The organism is Mogibacterium pumilum (assembly GCF_002243385.1).
Taxonomy (GTDB): domain Bacteria; phylum Bacillota; class Clostridia; order Peptostreptococcales; family Anaerovoracaceae; genus Mogibacterium; species Mogibacterium pumilum.
The window spans coordinates 1,828,898-1,847,396 of sequence record NZ_CP016199.1 but is presented as its reverse complement, the minus strand read 5'-3'; the positions used below and the strand labels follow the sequence as shown (position 1 = coordinate 1,847,396).

Sequence of the window (18,499 nt, the reverse complement as noted above, 5' to 3'; positions counted from 1 at the left end):
TTGACCAAATGGTTTAAAGCACAAGGTGGTTATTCAATTTTGAGGGTACAACTCTCAAAAGCGTGGAAGATGATGGAGACACATCTTACTACAACATATGAGTAGATTGCGAGAGCGATTTACAAAATCCGGTGACAATAGCAGAGAGGTTACACCTGTTCCCATCCCGAACACAGAAGTTAAGCTCTTTAGCGCTGAAGATACTTGGTGGGAAGCTGCCTGGGAAATTAGGACGTCGCCGGTTTTTTTATTTAAACTAGTCTGCCTTTTTAGGCAGATTTTTTATGTTTCTATTCAATTAAATTGGTTATTTACCACTGCAGTCTACTTTTATTTGCATTGTGGTTATACAAAACATTCCTGATAGTCATTACTATGCTCGACTATATCATTGCTTATGCTACTCTGAACTTAACTATTATTGTTAGTTGTTTCTGAAAGGCAAACTATTATGTTGCATGAGTTTAGTTTTCATTCCTACAATAAGAGAGATGATGTTTAGACATGGATATATGTTCCTGCTTTTGAACCTAAAGGTATTGTTCAGATACTACATGGATTTGGTGAGTATTCACGTAGATTTTTTCTGTTAACTTTGTTGTGGTATATGAGTCAATTTAGTTTACATTACAGACGCTTAACTCAATTTTATTTAATAATTTATTCAAAGTTATCCGATTAATCATTTAGCGAAGCTGGGTCTGGCGTCGGTGAGTTGAAGAGGTTAAGCATTTTCTGCCTCGATAAGTCGCTACCGACGAACAATATTATGTCGCCTGCTTGCACTCTCTCATAAGGTCCAGGGGAGATAAATGTCTCGTCGCCTCGTTTTACCGCTACGATTGTTGCTCCAGTCTGTTGCCATATATCAAGTTCTCCAATTGACTGTCCAATAAAGTTGCAGTTAGCATCTATTTTCATATCGTGCGGAGTCAGATAAGATGTGTTGTGATCCCTATTGTTACGAGCAATTAGGTCGTCCAGGAGCTTAGCTAAGTTCTCGAGGTCTCGGCGCTGAGTAGCAATGGCTTCAACAATTTGCTCTCTTGTCTGTGCGATAGAGACGGTATCGTGAAATTTCTCGAAATAAAGTTGGGCTTTCTCACGAGAAGCAACGTAAGTACCACTTCCGTGCCTTACTGTAACGATTCCCATATCAACGAGAACCTGCATAGCTTTTCTTGCAGTCTCAGGAGATACGTGAAATGTAGTTGCGATAGTCGAGCGCGAGGTGATACGGTCACCTACTTCATACCAACCTTCCGCGATTTTTTCAGCCATTTCAACGGCAATCTGCTGGTATCTCGATTCGTAAACTCTTGTATCTTCAATTGATGACATAGAGTAGCCCTCCTAGAAATTTTATCAATTCGATTATATCACTTTAGAAGTGAAATATCATTATCATAGAATCTTCACAAAACAACTTTTGACAAAGTGACTACACTAAGTTACAATAGTATTGTCAGTAGGTATTGTTACTTAAAAAATTCTAAATTATGACTGGAAACTTCATACTACTACATTAATTAATATGTTTATGAATTTAATTATATATTAGAACATATACAAGAAACACAACATCGATTATAAATATTTGAAAGGGCGTGTCTTAAATGACGAAACAATCTGAATTCGATAAAGTACTATCATCGAAAGATATATTAGTAATAGCTTTTGGTGCGATGATTGGTTGGGGATGGGTAATCTCAACTGGTGATTGGATAAATAGAGGCGGTGTGCTCGGAGCGGCAATTGGATTTGCACTTGGAGGCATAATGATTTTCTTTGTAGGACTTACTTATGCAGAGCTGACTGCAGCTATGCCGCAGTGCGGCGGAGAGCATGTGTTCAGTTACAAGGCGATGGGAGCAACCGGATCATTCATCTGTACATGGGGTATTATCCTTGGATACGTTGGGGTTGTATGCTTTGAGGCGTGTGCATTTCCTACAATTGTCTCGTACATTTTTCCAGGATTCCTGAAAGGATATTTGTATACAGTTGCAGGATTCGACATATATGCATCGTGGCTTGCTCTGGCTTCTGCCACAGCTGCTCTGATGACATTCGTCAATATCATGGGAGCTAAAACAGCTGCTATAGTTCAGACGATACTTACGGCTATAATCTTTGGCGTAGGCGTACTGCTAGTTGGGACATCAGCGGTTAGGGGAGATATAGGCAACCTTATGCCACAGCTTTTTGCAGGAAAGGGAAACCAGTCGACTTTAAGTCATGTAATGCATGTAGCGGTAATGACACCGTTCTTCTTCATCGGTTTTGACGTAATCCCTCAGGCTGCTGAGGAGATACAGGGATCGCTCAAGAAGATTGGTAAGATTCTCATCATGTCAATTGTTATGGCGGTTGCATTCTACTCACTCGTAATACTCGCAGTTGGCTATCTGATGAATTCCTCGGAGATTGATGCATCGATGAGTGGCGCTGGACTAGTAACGGCTGATGCTATGGCAAAAGCTTATGGAACGAAGAAGATGGCGGACGTAGTTATTATCGGTGGACTGTGCGGAATCGTTACTAGCTGGAACTCGTTTATGATTGGTGGAAGCCGTGCGATGTACTCGATGGCTGATTCGAACATGATACCAAAGGCATTTGCCAAGTTGCATCATAAGTATAAGACCCCTGTAAATGCACTGTTGTTAATCGGAGTTATCTCGATGCTCGCCCCTCTTGCGGGTAGACAGATGCTTGTATGGATATGTGATGCAGGAAATCTCGGCTGCTGTCTAGCTTACTGCATGGTATCAATTTCGTTCCTGATATTAAGACGTAAGGCGCCTGATATGCCAAGACCTTATCGCGTAAAGCATTATAAGTTTGTAGGTATAATGGCGACTGTCCTATCTGGAGGAATGGTATCTATGTATCTGATTCCGGGCTCGGGAAGCACACTTGCGATACAGGAGTGGCTGATGGCCGGTGGATGGGCTCTGATGGGAGCAATATTCTTTGCACTAAACAAGAAGAAGTACGGAGAACAGTTTGGCAAACATCTAGATATCGCGGTGGAGTATTCTGTAGAAGATCTCGAAGAGCTGAGAACTCATAGAGAAGTGCGTTCGACAAATGATGTAAGAGTTTCGTAAATAGAAGTTGAGAAATCGGATAAATCAAAAGAAAAAAACTGCTGTCAAGAGAAATGCTTGACAGCAGTTTCTCCTTGTGTTATAGTTTTACGGTATGAAAGAAAATATAAACAATGTTGAATATACGAGCTTGATGTATGACTTCTATGGCAGTCTACTAGATGATAATAAGCGCGAGATCATGGACCTATATCACGAGGACAACCTGTCACTAACGGAGATTGCAGAAGAACTCGGGCTCAGTAGGCAAGGGGTTCACTACGTGCTCAAGAAAGCAGAAGGAAGTCTTGAGAAGTACGAAGCTGCGCTCGGGCTGGTTGCGGAGTGGAAGTCTAACAATGTGCTGATTTCTGAAGCTGATAACCTGCTGGAAAGTATGAGTTCAGTGGATGATGTGGAAGAGCTTCGCGAAGCACTTTCAAAGATGAATAAATTTATGCATAAGGCTCTCGATCTATAAGAGTCTTCATATATGGAGAGATAAGAAAAGATATGGCATTCGAAGGTTTATCGGAAAAATTACAAGAAACGTTTCGAAATCTGCGAGGCAAAGGCGTCGTAAGCGAGAAGGACATCGATGCTGCAATGCGCGAAGTAAAACTGGCGCTACTCGAGGCAGATGTTAACTTCAAGGTCGTAAAGCAATTTGTTGCTACTATCAAGGAGAAGGCAATGGGTGCAGATGTGCTCAAGAGTCTGACTCCGGGACAGCAAGTGCTCAAGATCGTGAAGGAAGAGCTCGTGGATATGATGGGTGGAGCGAACAGCAAACTCACATATTCACCAAGTGGATTTACGGTTTATATGATGGTTGGTCTCCAGGGTACCGGTAAGACAACAACCTGTGGAAAGCTGGCTGCGTGGCTCAAGCAGAATGGCAAGAAGCCGATGCTGTGCGCATGCGACGTATATAGGCCAGCGGCTATAGATCAGCTGGAGGTAGTTGGCAAGGCTGTAAATACTCCGGTATTTACCATGAGAGAGTCGAATGAGCCGCTAGTTATAGCCAAGGCTGCTCTAGAAGAAGCACAGCGCAAAGGCTGCAACGTTCTGATTGTCGATACAGCAGGACGCTTACAGATAGATGAAGCACTGATGGAAGAGCTAGTTCAACTGAAGAAGGGTGTGAGACCTCACGAGATTCTACTAGCAGTTGACGCACTTACAGGTCAGGATGCAGTTAACATCGCGGAGGGCTTCAACGAGAAGCTCGGCATTGATGGTATAATCATGACTAAAATGGATGGAGATTCCCGCGGAGGTGCGGCACTCTCAACCAAAATGGTTACTGGTAAGCCAATTAAGTTCATGGGTACCGGTGAGAAGTATAATGCTCTCGAGCCATTCCACCCAGACCGTATAGCTTCTAGAATCCTCGGAATGGGCGATGTCATGAGCCTCATCGAGCAGGCTGAAAATGCCTACACCGAAGAAGAAGCTGCAAGAATGGAAGCGAAGTTCAGGAAGAATCAGTTCGACCTCAATGACTTCCTCGAGCAAATGGGACAGATTAACAAGATGGGCGGAATTGCGAGGCTTATCGATATGATTCCCGGAATATCGGCAGCAGACAAGAAGCAGATTGATTTCGAGAAGGGTAAAAAAGACCTCGATAGAATGAAGGCGATTATCCAATCGATGACTAATGCAGAGCGTGAGAATCCAAACATTCTAAATGCTAGCAGAAGAAAGCGTATCGCGGCTGGAAGCGGTCAGACGGTGCAGAGCATCAACCAACTTATCAAGCAGTTTGATGAGATGAAGGCGATGATGAAGAAGTTTAATAATCCGGCGGCACTCAAGAAGAACAAGCTTTTTAGAGGACTAATGGGTTAGCTTATGACAAATTTATTTGTTAAGCATAAATTTTATATTTTTTAAGATAATCAGGAGGAACAAATGGTTAAGATCAGATTAAAGAGAATGGGAGCTCACAAGAAGCCTTTCTACAGAGTAGTTGTTGCAGATTCAAGAACTCCAAGAAACGGAAGATTTATCGAGGAGATTGGTACATACAATCCTCTAAAGGATCCAGCAGAGATCAATATCGATAACGAGGCTGCACAGAAGTGGCTTGCTAACGGAGCACAGCCTACCGACACTGTAAGAGCGTTGCTCAAGAAGTCGGGTTGCTTGAAGTAGGAAGGAAGAGATAATGGCCGGCTTAATTGAATTAATTGCCAAAGCGCTAGTATCAAGGCCTGCCGATGTTGTCGTAACTGAAGAAGTACACGGCAATGAGATAGTGATTAAACTCAGTGTTGCAAAAGAAGACATGGGTAAGATCATTGGCAAACAGGGACGCATTGCCAAAGCAATTAGAACTGTTGTGAAGGCGGCTGCAATCAAGCAGAACAAGAGAGTCACTGTTGATATCGTTGAAGAATAGCGCGACTCGGACAATTATCATTATCAAGGCATGCGTGGATAACGCATGCTTATTTCTATAATGAGTAAAGTGTATTTTTAGTGTGTACAAAGGGTGTGAGTGCATCCAAGGAGGAGATTATGTCTCTAGCAAAAGACAAGACAATGGTTAATGTAGGGAAAGTTGGAGCGGCAGTTGGTCTAAAGGGGGAAACCAAGGTGCTCCTATATGCGGAAGAATCCGAGAATCTCTATGAAGGAGCGGTGCTGCTTGTAGATGGTAAGAAATACGCAGAGCTCGGAGCAGATAATTCAGTTTATGGGGTTGATGGATCGCTCGAACTCGAAGTCAAGAGCATACGTTATCAGAAGGGAAGGCCTGTGGTGAAATTCTATAATGTTGCAGATAGAACTGTAGCTGAGAAACTAACAGGTGCAGAACTTTACATACCTGAAAGTGAGCTAGCAGAGCTTGAACCAGGTCATTATTACTATCGTGATTTAATTGGACTTCGCGCTCGCAACTCTGAGAGCGGAGAGATTATCGGAGACGTAAATGACTTGATTGACAATCCGACGCAGAGCTTACTTGAGGTAGTCTTATCACAAGACAGCAGAAAAGTGTTGATTCCATATGTTGATGCTTTTGTAAAAGAGGTTTCGCTTGAGGATGGCACCATTGATATTGCCCTAATTCCTGGGCTGATTGATTAATAGGTAGAGAATTTATTATATGAAGATAAATATTATGACCCTGTTTCCTGAGATGTTTGAACCGATAAGGTCTAGCATAATCGGAAGGGCAGTTGATAATGGAATTATTGAGCTTAATATTGTTAATATAAGGGATTATACTGAGGATAAGCATTGCCGTGTCGACGACATGCCTTTTGGAGGAGGCGCGGGTATGCTTATGCAGGTTCAGCCTATCGTTTCTTGCTATAGGCAGAATGGGTTCGCAGGCAAATCTATCTACATGTCGCCTCGCGGGCGCAAGCTCTCTCAAGAGGTTGCCGAAGAGCTTGCAGGCGAGGGCGAGCTCACGATTCTATGTGGGCACTATGAGGGGGTAGATGAGCGCGCCCTCACCGAGCTCTCCGCCGAGGAGATTTCGATTGGTGACTATGTGCTGACGGGCGGAGAGCTGCCCGCGATGGTGCTGGTCGATACGGTTGCGAGATTCGTTCCTGGAGTGCTGGCATCAGATGAGTCAGTGCTAGAGGAATCTGTATATTCGGGGCTTCTAGAATACCCTCAGTACACAAGGCCTAGAACCATGGAAGAGGGAAAAGTTCCAGAGGTGCTTCTCAGCGGCGACCACAAGAAAATCGAGCTCTGGAGATTTGAACAATCCATGATACTGACGAAAGAAAGAAGACCAGATATGTGGCAGAACTTTGTCAAGAAATTCAGAGCTGATGAAAAGGCTTACCCTAAGAAAGAACGACTCTTAATAGAGTCTGTGATTAGGGATTAGCTACCGACAAAGCATTGTTATAACACGCTGTTTCGTGTAAAATCATCCTGTAGAGGTGTGAATGATGAAGAAGAAAAAGACTATGTTCTGGGGAGCAATATATGGAATTGTGTTGATTACCGTTTTGGTAATCGTATATGTACTGCCTTCAGTTGCGGGTCTTTTTGATAGATCGTATGTGGCTAAGTATGGAAACGTTGAAGTTAAGGACGAGACCAAAGGCTACATAGTGAGAAATGAAACCGTTTACACTGCAGGCAAATCAGGAACCGTAAAGCGCTCTGTCACCGAAGGAGAGTTAGTCAAAGGCACATCCAAGGTAGTCAAGATATCTGGCGAAGGAGCAAGCAGTGCTAGTACTAAGTATGACTCTCTTCTCAAGAAGATGAAAAAGAATGATGCGGTTATCAGCACAGATAACGGAAATACCAATCAGCCTGGCTATATAACATATAAATTAGATGGTCTTGAATATCTGAATTCAGATAATATATTTAACATGTCAGAGGCTGAGTTTGAGAAACTAGCAAAGCCGAAGTTTCGTGAACTGGCGGACGGAAAAGTCGCTAAGGGCGAACCGCTTTTTAAAGTAATTGAGAACGGAAGTTGGTGGTATGTATTCTATGCGGATTCAGAAACGGCCAAACATTACACCAAAGGGCAAAATGTTAAGATTTCTGTCGGGGATAAGAATATGAATGCCATTGTCGTAGGACTGAACAAGGGTAAAGGTAAGGATATGCGCGTAATCATACGCTGCAGACAGTACTTCGATGGCTTTACTACTGATAGACTCGAAAAAGCGGATGTTACTGTAGCTAGTTCAGACGGTGTGGTGATTTTGACAAAGAGCATAGTCAAGAAGAATGGCAAGCAGGGTGTCATAACTAAAGATAAAATTGGTAGATTAAGATTCAAAGCGATTAGCATCAAAGCGAATAATGGTGAAAAGGCTGCTGTCTACGAGAATATCTACATGGATAGCAAGGGGAATTACGTCAAGACGATTAGCACGTACGATGAAGTTGTGAAATCGCCAAGCAAGCGCGATATCAATAATGCAAAGGACGTTAGTAAATAATGAGTATTAAGGATAATTATTTAGAGATATTGAGGCGCAAAGGTGAGGCTGCAAAGCGATCTGGTCGCGACCCAGAGGACGTAACTCTTCTGGCTGTAACTAAGAAGCATGAATCAGATGAACTTCAGGAAGCGCTCGATGCAGGCGCTACTGACTTTGGTGAGAACAAGGTGCAAGAACTGCTGAGCAAGTATGATGAAGTTCATCCGGAGAGATGGCATCTAATCGGTCATCTGCAGACTAACAAGGTTAGGCAGATTATCGATAAAGTAACGATGATTCATTCTGTTGATTCGCTGAAGCTTGCTAGGGAAATTAATAAGAGAGCAGCGGCTAAAGACATCGTGATGGATATTCTCATTGAGATTAATCTTGCTGAAGAGGACTCCAAGACGGGAATTTCTAAAGGAGAGGTGAAGGAGCTTATAGAGTTTATTACGAGCGAATGCGATTCAGTACGAGTTCGAGGCATTATGTGCATACCGCCTAGAGTGGATGAGCCTGAAGATTCCCGTGTATACTTCAAAGAGACGAAATCTATTTTCGATAATCTCAAGGAATTGGATCTTCCGAAGGATCGTGCCCACATCGATACGCTGTCAATGGGTATGTCAGCAGACTTCGAAATTGCGATTGAAGAGGGTTCTACAATTGTTAGAGTAGGGAGTTTAATTTTTGGACAGCGAAATTACCGTTAATGTGGTAAAATAAAATGGTATAGGTGAGAAAATCTCACGCAATTTTCATTGAACGATGAAAATAAAACATATAATAGTATAGATATTAAATTGACGTAAATGGAGGAAAGAGTCATGGGTTTTAAGGATGCTCTTAAAGCGGCAATCGGAATGGAGACAGAAGACGAAATCGAAGTTTCGGAAGAAGAAATCGCTGAAGAAATGGACAAGATGAGAGGCGAGGAAACGCCAGCCGCTCCTATGAGCCAGTCTCGTCCAGAGACAGGTATTCACAAATCAGATGCGGCATATGACAAGATTGAGCCACTAATCTCAAAGGGTCCTCAGAATAAGGCTTATTCTATGAATGGTTCAGGCCCTTTCAAGATGCTTGTAATCGAGCCTAAGAATTTCGACGAATGCACTAAGCTTGTAGATAATCTTAAGTCGAGAAAGCCTGTGATTATTAACCTTGAACATGTAGAGACCGAGCTAGCTCGCAAGATGTTCGATTTCCTGAGCGGAGCAACGTATGCACTTAATGGAAATGTTCAGAGAGTAACATCTAATATATTCATCTTTGCGCCTGCTAATGTAGATATAGCTGCCAAAGTTAATCGTGAAAGTGCTGAAGGTGGACAGCTAGGTGAGAAGAGCAGTCCTTGGAGGTAATTGATGGATATAGTTCTGATAAGAGCCGTTACGTGGTTTTGCTCAATACTACAGATGATGCTTGTTATAACTGCAGTGTTCAGCTGGTTTGCAGGAACTAGTGAGTTCATGAGGGGCTTATATCAGATGGGAACTCAGCTTACAAGCCCACTTGTCGATCCGATTCGAAAGATCATCTACAAAAATGGTCACGGACAGATTGGGCTTGACTGGGCGCCGGTGATTGCGTTCCTACTAATCCGCGTATTCCAGGTGCTAGTCATTAGACTAATAACGAATGTTTTTTAGGCGAGAGCCACAATCATACTTGATTAAGAGAGAAATAGAAGGGAAGGTACCGATACTATGATAATGCCAATAGATATCGACAAGAAAGAGTTTACTCGTGATAAAAAAGGATATAACTCCAGAGAGGTTGATGAGTTTCTAGATCTTATTATCGTTGACTACGAGAAAGTTCTTAACGACAACAGAAACATGGCTCATAAGATTAAGTTCCTCGAGAAGCAGCTTGAGGAGTCACAAAAGTCTGATACAGCTATGCTCGATACTCTCGAGACAGCTAAGAGACTTATGGCTGATATCTCTGCAAGTGCTGAGAGAAGAGCTGAGCTCATGATGAGAGATGCTGAGCTAGAGGCTGAGAGCATGCTTCTAGAAGCAAAGACTACAGTTAAGAAGCTCAACGATGAGCACCTCGTGCTTAAACAGAAGGTTGAGAGACTTAGAGGTAACTACAAAGCTATGCTTAAACTAGAGATGGAGAAGCTAGACAACGACGATTATGGTCTTCTCCCTGACCTTGATAGAAGTGATATTCCTGATATCGACAAGGAGCTCAAGACTCCATTTGGTGGAGACGTGGCTGCAGTTACTCAAGATACTCTCGTTATCAAGAAGAAAGAGGAGAAGGCTGAAGAGAACGTTGAAAAGGCTACAGTTTCAGATCTCAGTGAGAGCCTCAAGAACCTTGCTAAGGAGCAGGGTTCAATCGACGATACTATTATCCTAAAGTAGAATAGAGAAGATTCATGATGCTGGTAATTATAGCGAGTGGGCTGCTGGTTATAGATCAGATTACTAAATTCGCTGTGAGAAGCCGCATGGAGATTGGAGAAACGCTCCCCGTTTTTCGTGGCGTATTAGATTTTACATACGTCCAGAATCGGGGAGCTGCTTTTAGCTTATTCCAGAACTCGCAGCTAGTCACAGTAATTTTGCCCATCATAACAATGATTGCTGGGGTGCTATTTCTATTGCACCTCAGGAAAAATAAAGAGAAGCTCGCAGAGTTTGGCGTGCTTCTGATAATGTCTGGAGGAATTGGAAACCTCATCGATAGAACCGTCTTGGGGTTTGTGACGGATATGATTTCGGTGGGAAACTTCCCTGTGTTTAACGTTGCTGATATCTGCGTTACGGTCGGATGTGCAATTCTGATATTGTGGGTAATAATTGGAGACAGAAAAGATGCTTAAGCCAAAACAGAATACGCAAGCGAATAGATTCAATGCTGTGGAAGAGAAGCTAGAAAACCTCATATATGACGGAGTCATAGCCGAAGCTCCTGATCAAGCTGATATGGATTTCGCCGAAGATGGCGATATTAAAAGCGAGGACGGAGTAGGTGAAGAGTTCGGAGCGCAAGCTGGTGACATTTCGCAAGTTCGAACTGCAGAAGTCAAGACTCTTACCCCTTCAGAATCCGACGAAAGTAAGAGACTTGACGCTTATATCGGCGAAGTGACCGACCTCTCTAGGAGCTACGCTCAAAGCCTCATCAAGGACGGTCTGGTCAGCGTCTCCGGCAAGAAGGTAGCCAAGAAATACAAAGTCAAGGCAGGCGAAACCATCACGATATCCATACCGGAGGCGAAGCCTATAGACGCTGCCCCTGAGGATATCACTATCGATATAGTCTATGAAGATGAAGATGTGATAGTAGTCGAAAAGCCACGCGGCATGGTTGTACATCCTGCTATCGGAAACCCTGGTGGCACGCTCGTCAATGCCATAATGTATCATTGTGCCGATTCGCTCTCGTCAATAAATGGAGCAATCAGACCAGGAATCGTCCACAGAATCGATAAAGATACGAGCGGCCTTCTCATGATAGCCAAGAATGACAGTGCACACGAGTCGCTCGCCGCACAGCTCAAGGTACATTCAGTTACTAGGGAATATGTAGCGCTTGTCTTTGATAATATCAAGAAGGATAAGCTGACCATAGATGCACCAATCGGCCGTGATGATATCAATAGGCTCAGAAAGGCTGTAAACGGAATAGGCTCAAGAGATGCAGTTACACATATCAGAGTGCTCAAGAGATATGGAAAATACACACTGATATCGGCTCACCTTGAAACTGGTCGAACACACCAGATTAGAGTTCACATGGCTTATATAAAGCATCCGCTGGTTGGGGATTTGCTCTACGGCCCTAAGAAGCAACCTTTTGGGCTGACTGGACAGCTCCTTCACGCCAGACTGCTTGGGTTTGAACATCCTAGGACTGGAGAGTATATGGAATTTTCTAGCGAGATACCTAAGTATTTCCAAGAAGTGTTAGACAAGATAGAAGATATGGAGAGCAAATGAGTAATAACGAGAAAATCAAGATAAAGCCAGGAACACTGCTGTATCCACTGCCAGCTGTTATGGTGACTGCTGGTACTATAGAGAAGAACAACATCATTACGATTGCATGGACGGGAATCATTAATACTGACCCTGCAATTTTATATATTTCTGTCAAAAAATCAAGGTACAGTCATGCGCTGATTTCAGAGGCTGGAGAGTTTGTAATCAACCTTACTACAGAGAAGCTTGCAAGAGCGACTGACTTTGCGGGAGTGAGATCCGGAAAAAATTTCGACAAGGTAAAGGAGCTAGGACTTACATTAATTCCAGGTGAGACCAATGACACTCCGATGATTGCCGAATCCCCGATTAACCTAGAGTGCAAGGTTATGGAGGTGCACGAGTATCCAACTCACGACATGTTTATTGCAGAAGTCGTGGATGCGCATATCAGTGCTGAGTTTGTGAATGAGAACGGTAGCTATGATTTTGGTCGCATGAATCTCCTCGCTTACAATCATGGCGGATACTATGGACTTGATGATGAGGATATGGGCAGATTCGGTTTCTCAGTCATGAAGGAGAAGACGAAGTGTCGCAAGGAGAAGGAAGAGCGAAGAGCCAGAAGGCAAGCGATGAGACGAAATTCTGTGAAAAGGCAAAGTGAGCAGAAAGGGGGTTCTAACTCCAAGTCTAAACATAAATCCAAGAAAGCGCTTAACTCATAACCTCAGTCTAATATAAACTAAGAGTTAAAACCAATAACAACGTAGAGACATGTCACAAAAATAAATAAAAAGATTTCAATATCGTATTTTTTTGATACTAAAATTGCAATTTCAAGTTGAACACTTGAGGTAATAAATTAAGCTACTTGATCTTTGTTAACTGAATACCCCCGATCCAAGAACTCTTCGAAAAGTTCCGCCGGCGTTGAATAACCGAGTTGCCGTCGTGGCATGTCGTTTATTTCATCAGCTAATCACAGAATCTGTTCATCGGTATAATTCTCAATGGATACACCTTTGGGAACATATTTGCGGAGCACCTGTTGTGACGCTCGTTCTGTGCTCTTTTCCAAGACGAAATTTTTTGATAATATATAAAAGTAATATATTATGAGTAATTGTAGGAGGTAAAAATGTTAATTTTAGGAGTCTTTATAGGTCTATGGGTAGTACTGTTTGCTGTATTTATAGCTTTTTATAGCAAGAAAAAGAAGAGTAATGCAAGTTTTGTAAGCGAAAACAGCAACAAGGCTATAGTTCATCTGTACTGTAAGAAAATTAAGATCAATGGACAGGACATTTCTGCTTATAATCCTATAACAGGAGAGTATCTTGAAAAAGTAGTTGCACTTGAGCCAGGAAGGTACACAATCGCCGGTATATATCAGACTACAGACAATAGATTAAACAAAACTATAAACCTTAAGTCAGATAATGTTGAGTTTGAACTTGATTTAGAGGGAGGTTGTACATATTCAGCAGCTATGTATATGTATTCTCCTGAAGAGAGGGAACAGTACTATAACGGCGATACAGATGAGGCTGTTACAAGTATTCCTTTAAGCATTGTTGAAGGAAGCGACTTTATAAAGGCATATGTTATTTGCTACAAAGAAAAATAATAAACAAGAGGAGCTAGCGCTATGAGAGAAGTGCGCAGCTCCTTATTACTTATACAATCGCGACTAGGGCGATAATGCGGATTTACATTTTTACATAACTAACAAATTTGGATATATGAATTTAGTTATTGTCATCGCCACCAGGCAGCTTTGGAGTGACATAAACTGTAGAATTGTGCGTGAAAATCACCATTCCTGGCTTTGCACCGCTCGGCTTTTTGACATACTTGACGAGCGTGTAGTCAACTGGAACGTTATCGCTATCTTTGCCCTTGCTGTGGTAAGCAGCAATGGAAGCAGCTTCGTATATGGTATCTGCTGAAATATCTTTAAGAGCTTCACCTGTCTCGGTTACAAGTATAACGTGTGAGCCTGGTATATCTTTGGTATGAAACCATATATCTGAACGACTGGCAGTCTTGGTGGTAAGCTGGTCATTTTCCTTGTTGTTTCTACCAACAAATACATAGTGTCCATCAGACAGCCTATACTCGAGTGGTGCCTGTTTTTGCTTCTTGCGTTTCTGACCCGGCTTGCTGCGGTATCTAATGTATCCAGTCTCTACCAGTTCTTCTTTTATCTGATCCAGCTCTACCTCAGTGCTTGCAGCCTCAAGGCTCTGCATTACGCTATCAAGGTATGTGATATCAGCCTCAACCTCTTCAAGCTGAACGGCCTTCTCCTTGACTGCTGTTCTAGCCTTCGAATACTTCTTGAAGTATTGCTGTGCATTTTTAGCTCCCGAAAGTTTCCCCGAAAGCGGGATAGTTACGCTTGTACCATCATAGTAATTTAATACTTCTACAGAGCGAGCTCCAGACTGAATTAGATGGATGTTAGCTGTCAAAAGCTCACCGTACAGACGATACTTATCCGAATTCTCTGCCCGCAGCAGGTCTTCAGATAATCTCTTTTTCTTGAGTAATGCCTTATCTAGCGCTGATTTCACAATCTTATGTAAAGGTACTGATTTCTGTTTGATTATATTAGTGCTCTCACGGTGTTGGTAATAGAACTCAATGCATCTACTGAGACTGTCAAATTCCTCTCGCTTTAGCTCGCAGCACTCCGAAAGCTCTGCAATATGAAATTCGCGGGGAGTATCGTTTTCATCAAAATAGACAAGCGGTGTAAATGATCCAGTTTCTGCGGATTCAGCAATCTCCTTGAGGCGAGCTGCAGGTTCGTCAGCAGAAAGAAGTTCTCTAGCGATAGCGGGAGAAATTCCTGAGATGCGGTTCATAATTAGCTTTTCACTAAGAGTCACACCTTCGCTGTTAGTAAAGTCTTCTGACGATGCTAATTTAAAAGGCGTCTTGTTCTGTTCAGGTGGATACACGTATATAACGCCTGGAAGTAGTTGCCTGTATCTGTTTACATCTATGGAAATTCTCTTTATAGCATCAATGATTTTGCCAGACTCAATATCGATGAGAATTATGTTGCTGTGCTTGCCCATAATCTCAACGATGAGTCTCTTGGATGTGGTAAAACCGAGTTCCGTCTGAGCCTCGATATCTAGCTCTATAATACGTTCAGATCCCTGCTGTCTGACTTCTGTTATACGGCCACCCTGAATATGCTTTCTGAGAAGCATGCAAAAGTTAGGAGGCTGCATTGGGTTGTTATACTTATCCTCCGTGAGGCAGATGCGCGCAGACTGGCTTCCGCACGATGCGAGCAGCTTCACGTTGCCTTTTCTCGTATGAATCTGTATTAATAAATTTTCGCCCGTCGGCTGGTAGATTTTCTCAATCTTGCCGAGTGTAATGGTGTTCGATAGCTCTGTTGCTATCGCAGATGTAATGATGCCGTCAAATGCCAATTCGTATTCCTTTCTAGTGCCAGGATTATATACTCTAATACCGACACGACGCTAAATAGCATATCATGTAGACGTGTATTTTTCAAGCGATGTAGACTTTGTAGAGACAGGAGAGGAGTTCCCTGGTTGTAGATTAAAGTCGGACAGCAAGACTTTTATTTCATGAGATTCACGCGCACAACAATCAGTCGTTAAGGGTACGCTTATTTACTTTAAAGTGCACAAAGGATATAATAAATTGGTTAAACACAAGGAGGTGGACACGTGGTCAAGAGCATGACAGGGTACGGCAGAGGTATATATAGCGATGAGCAGCGAAGCATAACTGTAGAAGTAAAAGCTGTTAATCACAGATACTGCGATATAACCGTCAAGATGCCTAGAAAGTACTCGTTTGCAGAGGAGAAAATCAAAGCCGTTGCAAAGGAGGTGCTGAAGCGTGGTAAAGTTGAAATCGGTGTGTCCGTAGATAATTTCGGCAAGAGTGAAACAGATGTAAACCTTAACCTAGAAGCGGCAAAGCGTTACTACGATGCGTTTACTGAGCTAAGGCAGAATTTCAAGCTGGTTGGAGATGGACAAGTGCCGCTCAGTCTCCTTGCAGGAATGAATGATGTGCTGACGACCGTGCCAGCTACGGAGGATGAAGAGGAATTCATGAGGGAACTGATGGCGGCACTCAAGGAAGCACTTGAATGCATTAGTGCAATGAGAGCAGTTGAAGGTGAGAAGCTGGCACTAGATATACTCAAGAGAGCCGATATCATTGAAAATACTAGGAAGCTTATAACCGAGCGAGCTCCTAAGATTGAAAGGGAATACAAGGAGAGGCTGCAGGCGAGAATCACCGAGCTTCTAGATGGAAGCGTGGAAATTCCTGAGGAGAGACTGGCTCTCGAGGCGGCTATTTTCGCAGATAAGGCTAATATAACAGAAGAAATCGTGAGACTTGGTAGTCACATAGATCAGCTCAGGTCATTTATAAATAGTGATGAAGAAACCGTGGGCAAGAAGATTGACTTCCTCGTTCAGGAGATGAACAGAGAGGCTAATACAATTGGGTCCAAGTCAAATGACATGGACATCACCTCGTGGATGCTCGAGCTCAAGGCAGAGATTGAGAAGATTCGTGAGCAGGTTCAGAATATCGAATAAGATAAGCAGCTTCTCCAAAGAAACTACAGTAGAAGCTAGAGAGAAGAACGTTTTTGTGGTATAATGTTAGCCAAATATTCAGTACAGGAGACAGTGATGGGAAAGTCGAGTCACAACGACGGCAGACTCTTTGTTATTTCGGGACCGTCAGGTGCAGGCAAGGGTACAATTTGTAAGAAATTGCTTAAAGCTGTAGATATCTCGCTTTCAACTTCTATGACAACTAGGTCACCAAGACCAGGTGAAGTTGATGGCAAAGATTATTACTTCGTAACGGTAGAAGAGTTCGAAGAGAAAATTAAAAACGACGGAATGCTCGAGTATGCGAGGGTATTCGATAATATTTACGGCACACCTAAGGACATGATCATCAAACAGCTTGAGAAGGGTAGAGATATCATTCTTGAGATTGATGTTCAGGGCGGTTTGCAGGTTAAACAGAAAATGCCGAAGCAAGCTGTACTTGTCTTCGTCCTACCACCGGATCTTGCTACACTTCGCCAGAGGATTGTAAACCGAGGCACGGAGACTGAAGACGTAATAGATAAGAGATTTAATGAAGCACTTAATGAGATTAAACTGATTGGCGAGTACGACTACTATTTGGTCAATGACGAGCTTGACGATGCAGTATACGACCTTCAGGCCATAATTATGGCTGAGAGAAGGCGCGTACCAGATAAGATAATGCCAATCGTTAGAGAATACGAGAAGGGAATATAGGAGGGAAATCATCATGATGCTATATCCATCAGTTAACGAGCTCAACAAGCTAGCAGACAGCAGGTACACATTGGTTGTTCTAACAGCTAAGAGAGCTAGAGATATCATTGACGGAAAGCCAGTTCTTACAGATGTTGAAGCAGAGAGACCTGTAAGCCTAGCAACTAATGAGATTGCGGAGGGACTTATCACTTACAAGAGAATTGAGGAACACGCTGAAGAGGCTGAAACATTTGAAAACTTTGAACTAGACATAAATTGCGAGGCTGCTGTGACTTCCGAGGTTACTCAGACAGAAGCTTCTGAAGAAGTTCAGGATGAAGTTGAAGCAGAAGAGCCTGCAGAAGAAACTGCAGAGCAGAATGCGTAAGCTTTTGGACGCAATATGGTAATTGGAATGGAAGTCGTTTAGATTTCCATTTTTTATGTAGAGAATACATCAGGCGGTACGATGGAGAATCACATTACAAATATTCCATTTAAATTGGCAAGCAAGGAGAATCATCCTGCAAATACCTTAATAAAAGTTGGCGATGTCACAATCGGAGAGGGTTTTACGCTTATCGCGGGACCTTGCGCAGTCGAGTCTGAGACTGCGCTTATTGAACTTGCATCTTTGATTAAGGCTTCCGGAGCGAAAATTCTTAGAGGTGGGGCATTTAAACCGAGAACATCACCGTATGATTTTCAGGGAATCGGCAAGGAAGGAATAGACATCCTCGTCAAGGCTAAGGAAGTGACAGGAATGCCTGTAGTCAGTGAGATTGTGGATACTGCAGATATAGATATGTTTAGCGATATCGACATACTGCAGATAGGTTCACGAAATATGCAGAACTTCAATCTTCTTAAAGCGGTAGGGCGTTTAGATAAAGCTGTTCTGCTTAAACGTGGTTATGCATCTACATATGAAGAACTGCTACTAGCTGCGGAATATATCCTTGCAGAAGGAAATGAAAAGGTAATCCTTTGTGAGCGTGGGGTAAGAAGTTTCGAGAACTATACGAGAAATACACTAGATATAAATGCCGTTCCTTCGCTTCACGAACTGACACATCTGCCGGTAATCGTCGATCCAAGTCACTCAACAGGTAAATCATCACTAGTGAGACCTGCATCACTTGCGGCAGCTGCAGCAGGGGCAGATGGACTTATCATCGAAGTTCATCAGAAACCTAAAGAGTCACTGTCGGATGGAG

22 protein-coding genes and 1 rRNA gene are annotated in these 18,499 nt (G+C 42.8%); 21 read left to right on the top strand and 2 right to left on the bottom strand.

Annotated elements, in window-relative coordinates:
* Positions 1–127: 127 nt before the first annotated feature.
* Positions 128–244: ribosomal RNA gene (rrf, locus tag AXF17_RS08835) — 5S ribosomal RNA — on the top strand.
* 434 nt (positions 245–678) lie between these two features.
* Here the strand turns inward: rrf and AXF17_RS08825 are convergent.
* Positions 679–1,341, bottom strand: coding sequence for a TrkA C-terminal domain-containing protein (locus tag AXF17_RS08825; protein ID WP_094234698.1), 663 nt, complete (start codon positions 1,339–1,341; stop codon positions 679–681).
* A gap of 275 nt (positions 1,342–1,616) precedes the next feature.
* Between AXF17_RS08825 and AXF17_RS08820 the strand changes: the two genes are divergently transcribed.
* From AXF17_RS08820 to AXF17_RS08745, 16 genes are all read left to right on the top strand, one after another.
* On the top strand, positions 1,617–3,113 hold the full coding sequence (locus AXF17_RS08820; protein ID WP_094234697.1) for an APC family permease: 1,497 nt from the start codon (positions 1,617–1,619) through the stop codon (positions 3,111–3,113).
* A gap of 94 nt (positions 3,114–3,207) precedes the next feature.
* The gene (locus AXF17_RS08815; RefSeq protein WP_094234696.1) at positions 3,208–3,573 is read left to right on the top strand and encodes a sigma factor-like helix-turn-helix DNA-binding protein; all 366 of its coding nucleotides are present in this window, start codon (positions 3,208–3,210) and stop codon (positions 3,571–3,573) included.
* Positions 3,574–3,605: 32 nt separating this feature from the next.
* The gene (ffh, locus tag AXF17_RS08810; RefSeq protein ID WP_094234695.1) at positions 3,606–4,949 is read left to right on the top strand and encodes a signal recognition particle protein; all 1,344 of its coding nucleotides are present in this window, start codon (positions 3,606–3,608) and stop codon (positions 4,947–4,949) included.
* A 63-nt stretch (positions 4,950–5,012) separates the two neighbouring features.
* Positions 5,013–5,255: a 30S ribosomal protein S16 gene (gene rpsP, locus AXF17_RS08805; RefSeq protein WP_094234694.1), complete on the top strand. Its 243-nt coding sequence runs from the start codon at positions 5,013–5,015 to the stop codon at positions 5,253–5,255.
* 13 nt (positions 5,256–5,268) lie between these two features.
* On the top strand, positions 5,269–5,502 hold the full coding sequence (locus AXF17_RS08800) for a KH domain-containing protein (RefSeq protein WP_094234693.1): 234 nt from the start codon (positions 5,269–5,271) through the stop codon (positions 5,500–5,502).
* Positions 5,503–5,621: 119 nt separating this feature from the next.
* Complete coding sequence (gene rimM / locus AXF17_RS08795; RefSeq protein WP_094234692.1) at positions 5,622–6,194, top strand: ribosome maturation factor RimM; 573 nt, start codon at positions 5,622–5,624, stop codon at positions 6,192–6,194.
* A 19-nt stretch (positions 6,195–6,213) separates the two neighbouring features.
* The gene (gene trmD / locus AXF17_RS08790) at positions 6,214–6,957 is read left to right on the top strand and encodes a tRNA (guanosine(37)-N1)-methyltransferase TrmD (RefSeq protein ID WP_094234691.1); all 744 of its coding nucleotides are present in this window, start codon (positions 6,214–6,216) and stop codon (positions 6,955–6,957) included.
* A 61-nt stretch (positions 6,958–7,018) separates the two neighbouring features.
* Positions 7,019–8,038, top strand: a complete 1,020-nt coding sequence (locus AXF17_RS08785) for an HlyD family efflux transporter periplasmic adaptor subunit (protein ID WP_094234690.1) — start codon at positions 7,019–7,021, stop codon at positions 8,036–8,038.
* Positions 8,038–8,736 carry a YggS family pyridoxal phosphate-dependent enzyme gene (locus AXF17_RS08780; RefSeq protein WP_094234689.1) on the top strand — a complete coding sequence of 233 codons (699 nt, stop codon included), beginning with the start codon at positions 8,038–8,040 and terminating at the stop codon, positions 8,734–8,736. The genes AXF17_RS08785 and AXF17_RS08780 overlap by 1 nt, the downstream gene beginning before the upstream one ends.
* A gap of 114 nt (positions 8,737–8,850) precedes the next feature.
* Complete coding sequence (locus AXF17_RS08775) at positions 8,851–9,387, top strand: cell division protein SepF (RefSeq protein ID WP_157682612.1); 537 nt, start codon at positions 8,851–8,853, stop codon at positions 9,385–9,387.
* 3 nt (positions 9,388–9,390) lie between these two features.
* A complete protein-coding gene (locus AXF17_RS08770; RefSeq protein ID WP_094234687.1) occupies positions 9,391–9,675 on the top strand; it encodes a YggT family protein in 285 nt (94 codons plus the stop codon).
* A gap of 57 nt (positions 9,676–9,732) precedes the next feature.
* On the top strand, positions 9,733–10,404 hold the full coding sequence (locus tag AXF17_RS08765) for a DivIVA domain-containing protein (protein ID WP_094234686.1): 672 nt from the start codon (positions 9,733–9,735) through the stop codon (positions 10,402–10,404).
* A 14-nt stretch (positions 10,405–10,418) separates the two neighbouring features.
* Positions 10,419–10,865 carry a signal peptidase II gene (gene lspA, locus AXF17_RS08760; RefSeq protein WP_094234685.1) on the top strand — a complete coding sequence of 149 codons (447 nt, stop codon included), beginning with the start codon at positions 10,419–10,421 and terminating at the stop codon, positions 10,863–10,865.
* Positions 10,858–11,985: an RluA family pseudouridine synthase gene (locus AXF17_RS08755; protein WP_237049045.1), complete on the top strand. Its 1,128-nt coding sequence runs from the start codon at positions 10,858–10,860 to the stop codon at positions 11,983–11,985. The genes lspA and AXF17_RS08755 overlap by 8 nt, the downstream gene beginning before the upstream one ends.
* The gene (locus tag AXF17_RS08750; protein WP_094234684.1) at positions 11,982–12,695 is read left to right on the top strand and encodes a flavin reductase family protein; all 714 of its coding nucleotides are present in this window, start codon (positions 11,982–11,984) and stop codon (positions 12,693–12,695) included. The genes AXF17_RS08755 and AXF17_RS08750 overlap by 4 nt, the downstream gene beginning before the upstream one ends.
* A gap of 413 nt (positions 12,696–13,108) precedes the next feature.
* Complete coding sequence (locus AXF17_RS08745; protein WP_094234683.1) at positions 13,109–13,597, top strand: hypothetical protein; 489 nt, start codon at positions 13,109–13,111, stop codon at positions 13,595–13,597.
* 121 nt (positions 13,598–13,718) lie between these two features.
* On the opposite strand, the gene AXF17_RS08740 is transcribed toward AXF17_RS08745, so the two are convergent.
* Positions 13,719–15,422 carry an Rqc2 family fibronectin-binding protein gene (locus tag AXF17_RS08740; RefSeq protein WP_094234682.1) on the bottom strand — a complete coding sequence of 568 codons (1,704 nt, stop codon included), beginning with the start codon at positions 15,420–15,422 and terminating at the stop codon, positions 13,719–13,721.
* 264 nt (positions 15,423–15,686) lie between these two features.
* On the opposite strand from AXF17_RS08740, the gene AXF17_RS08735 reads away from it, so the two are divergent.
* From AXF17_RS08735 to aroF, 4 genes are all read left to right on the top strand, one after another.
* Entirely contained in the window at positions 15,687–16,577 is an 891-nt protein-coding gene (locus tag AXF17_RS08735; RefSeq protein ID WP_094234681.1) for a YicC/YloC family endoribonuclease, read from the top strand.
* A gap of 96 nt (positions 16,578–16,673) precedes the next feature.
* On the top strand, positions 16,674–17,300 hold the full coding sequence (gene gmk / locus AXF17_RS08730; RefSeq protein WP_094234680.1) for a guanylate kinase: 627 nt from the start codon (positions 16,674–16,676) through the stop codon (positions 17,298–17,300).
* 13 nt (positions 17,301–17,313) lie between these two features.
* On the top strand, positions 17,314–17,670 hold the full coding sequence (gene rpoZ, locus AXF17_RS08725) for a DNA-directed RNA polymerase subunit omega (protein WP_094234679.1): 357 nt from the start codon (positions 17,314–17,316) through the stop codon (positions 17,668–17,670).
* An 81-nt stretch (positions 17,671–17,751) separates the two neighbouring features.
* The coding region (aroF, locus tag AXF17_RS08720) for a 3-deoxy-7-phosphoheptulonate synthase (RefSeq protein WP_094234678.1) at positions 17,752–18,499 on the top strand (748 nt) is incomplete at its 3' end.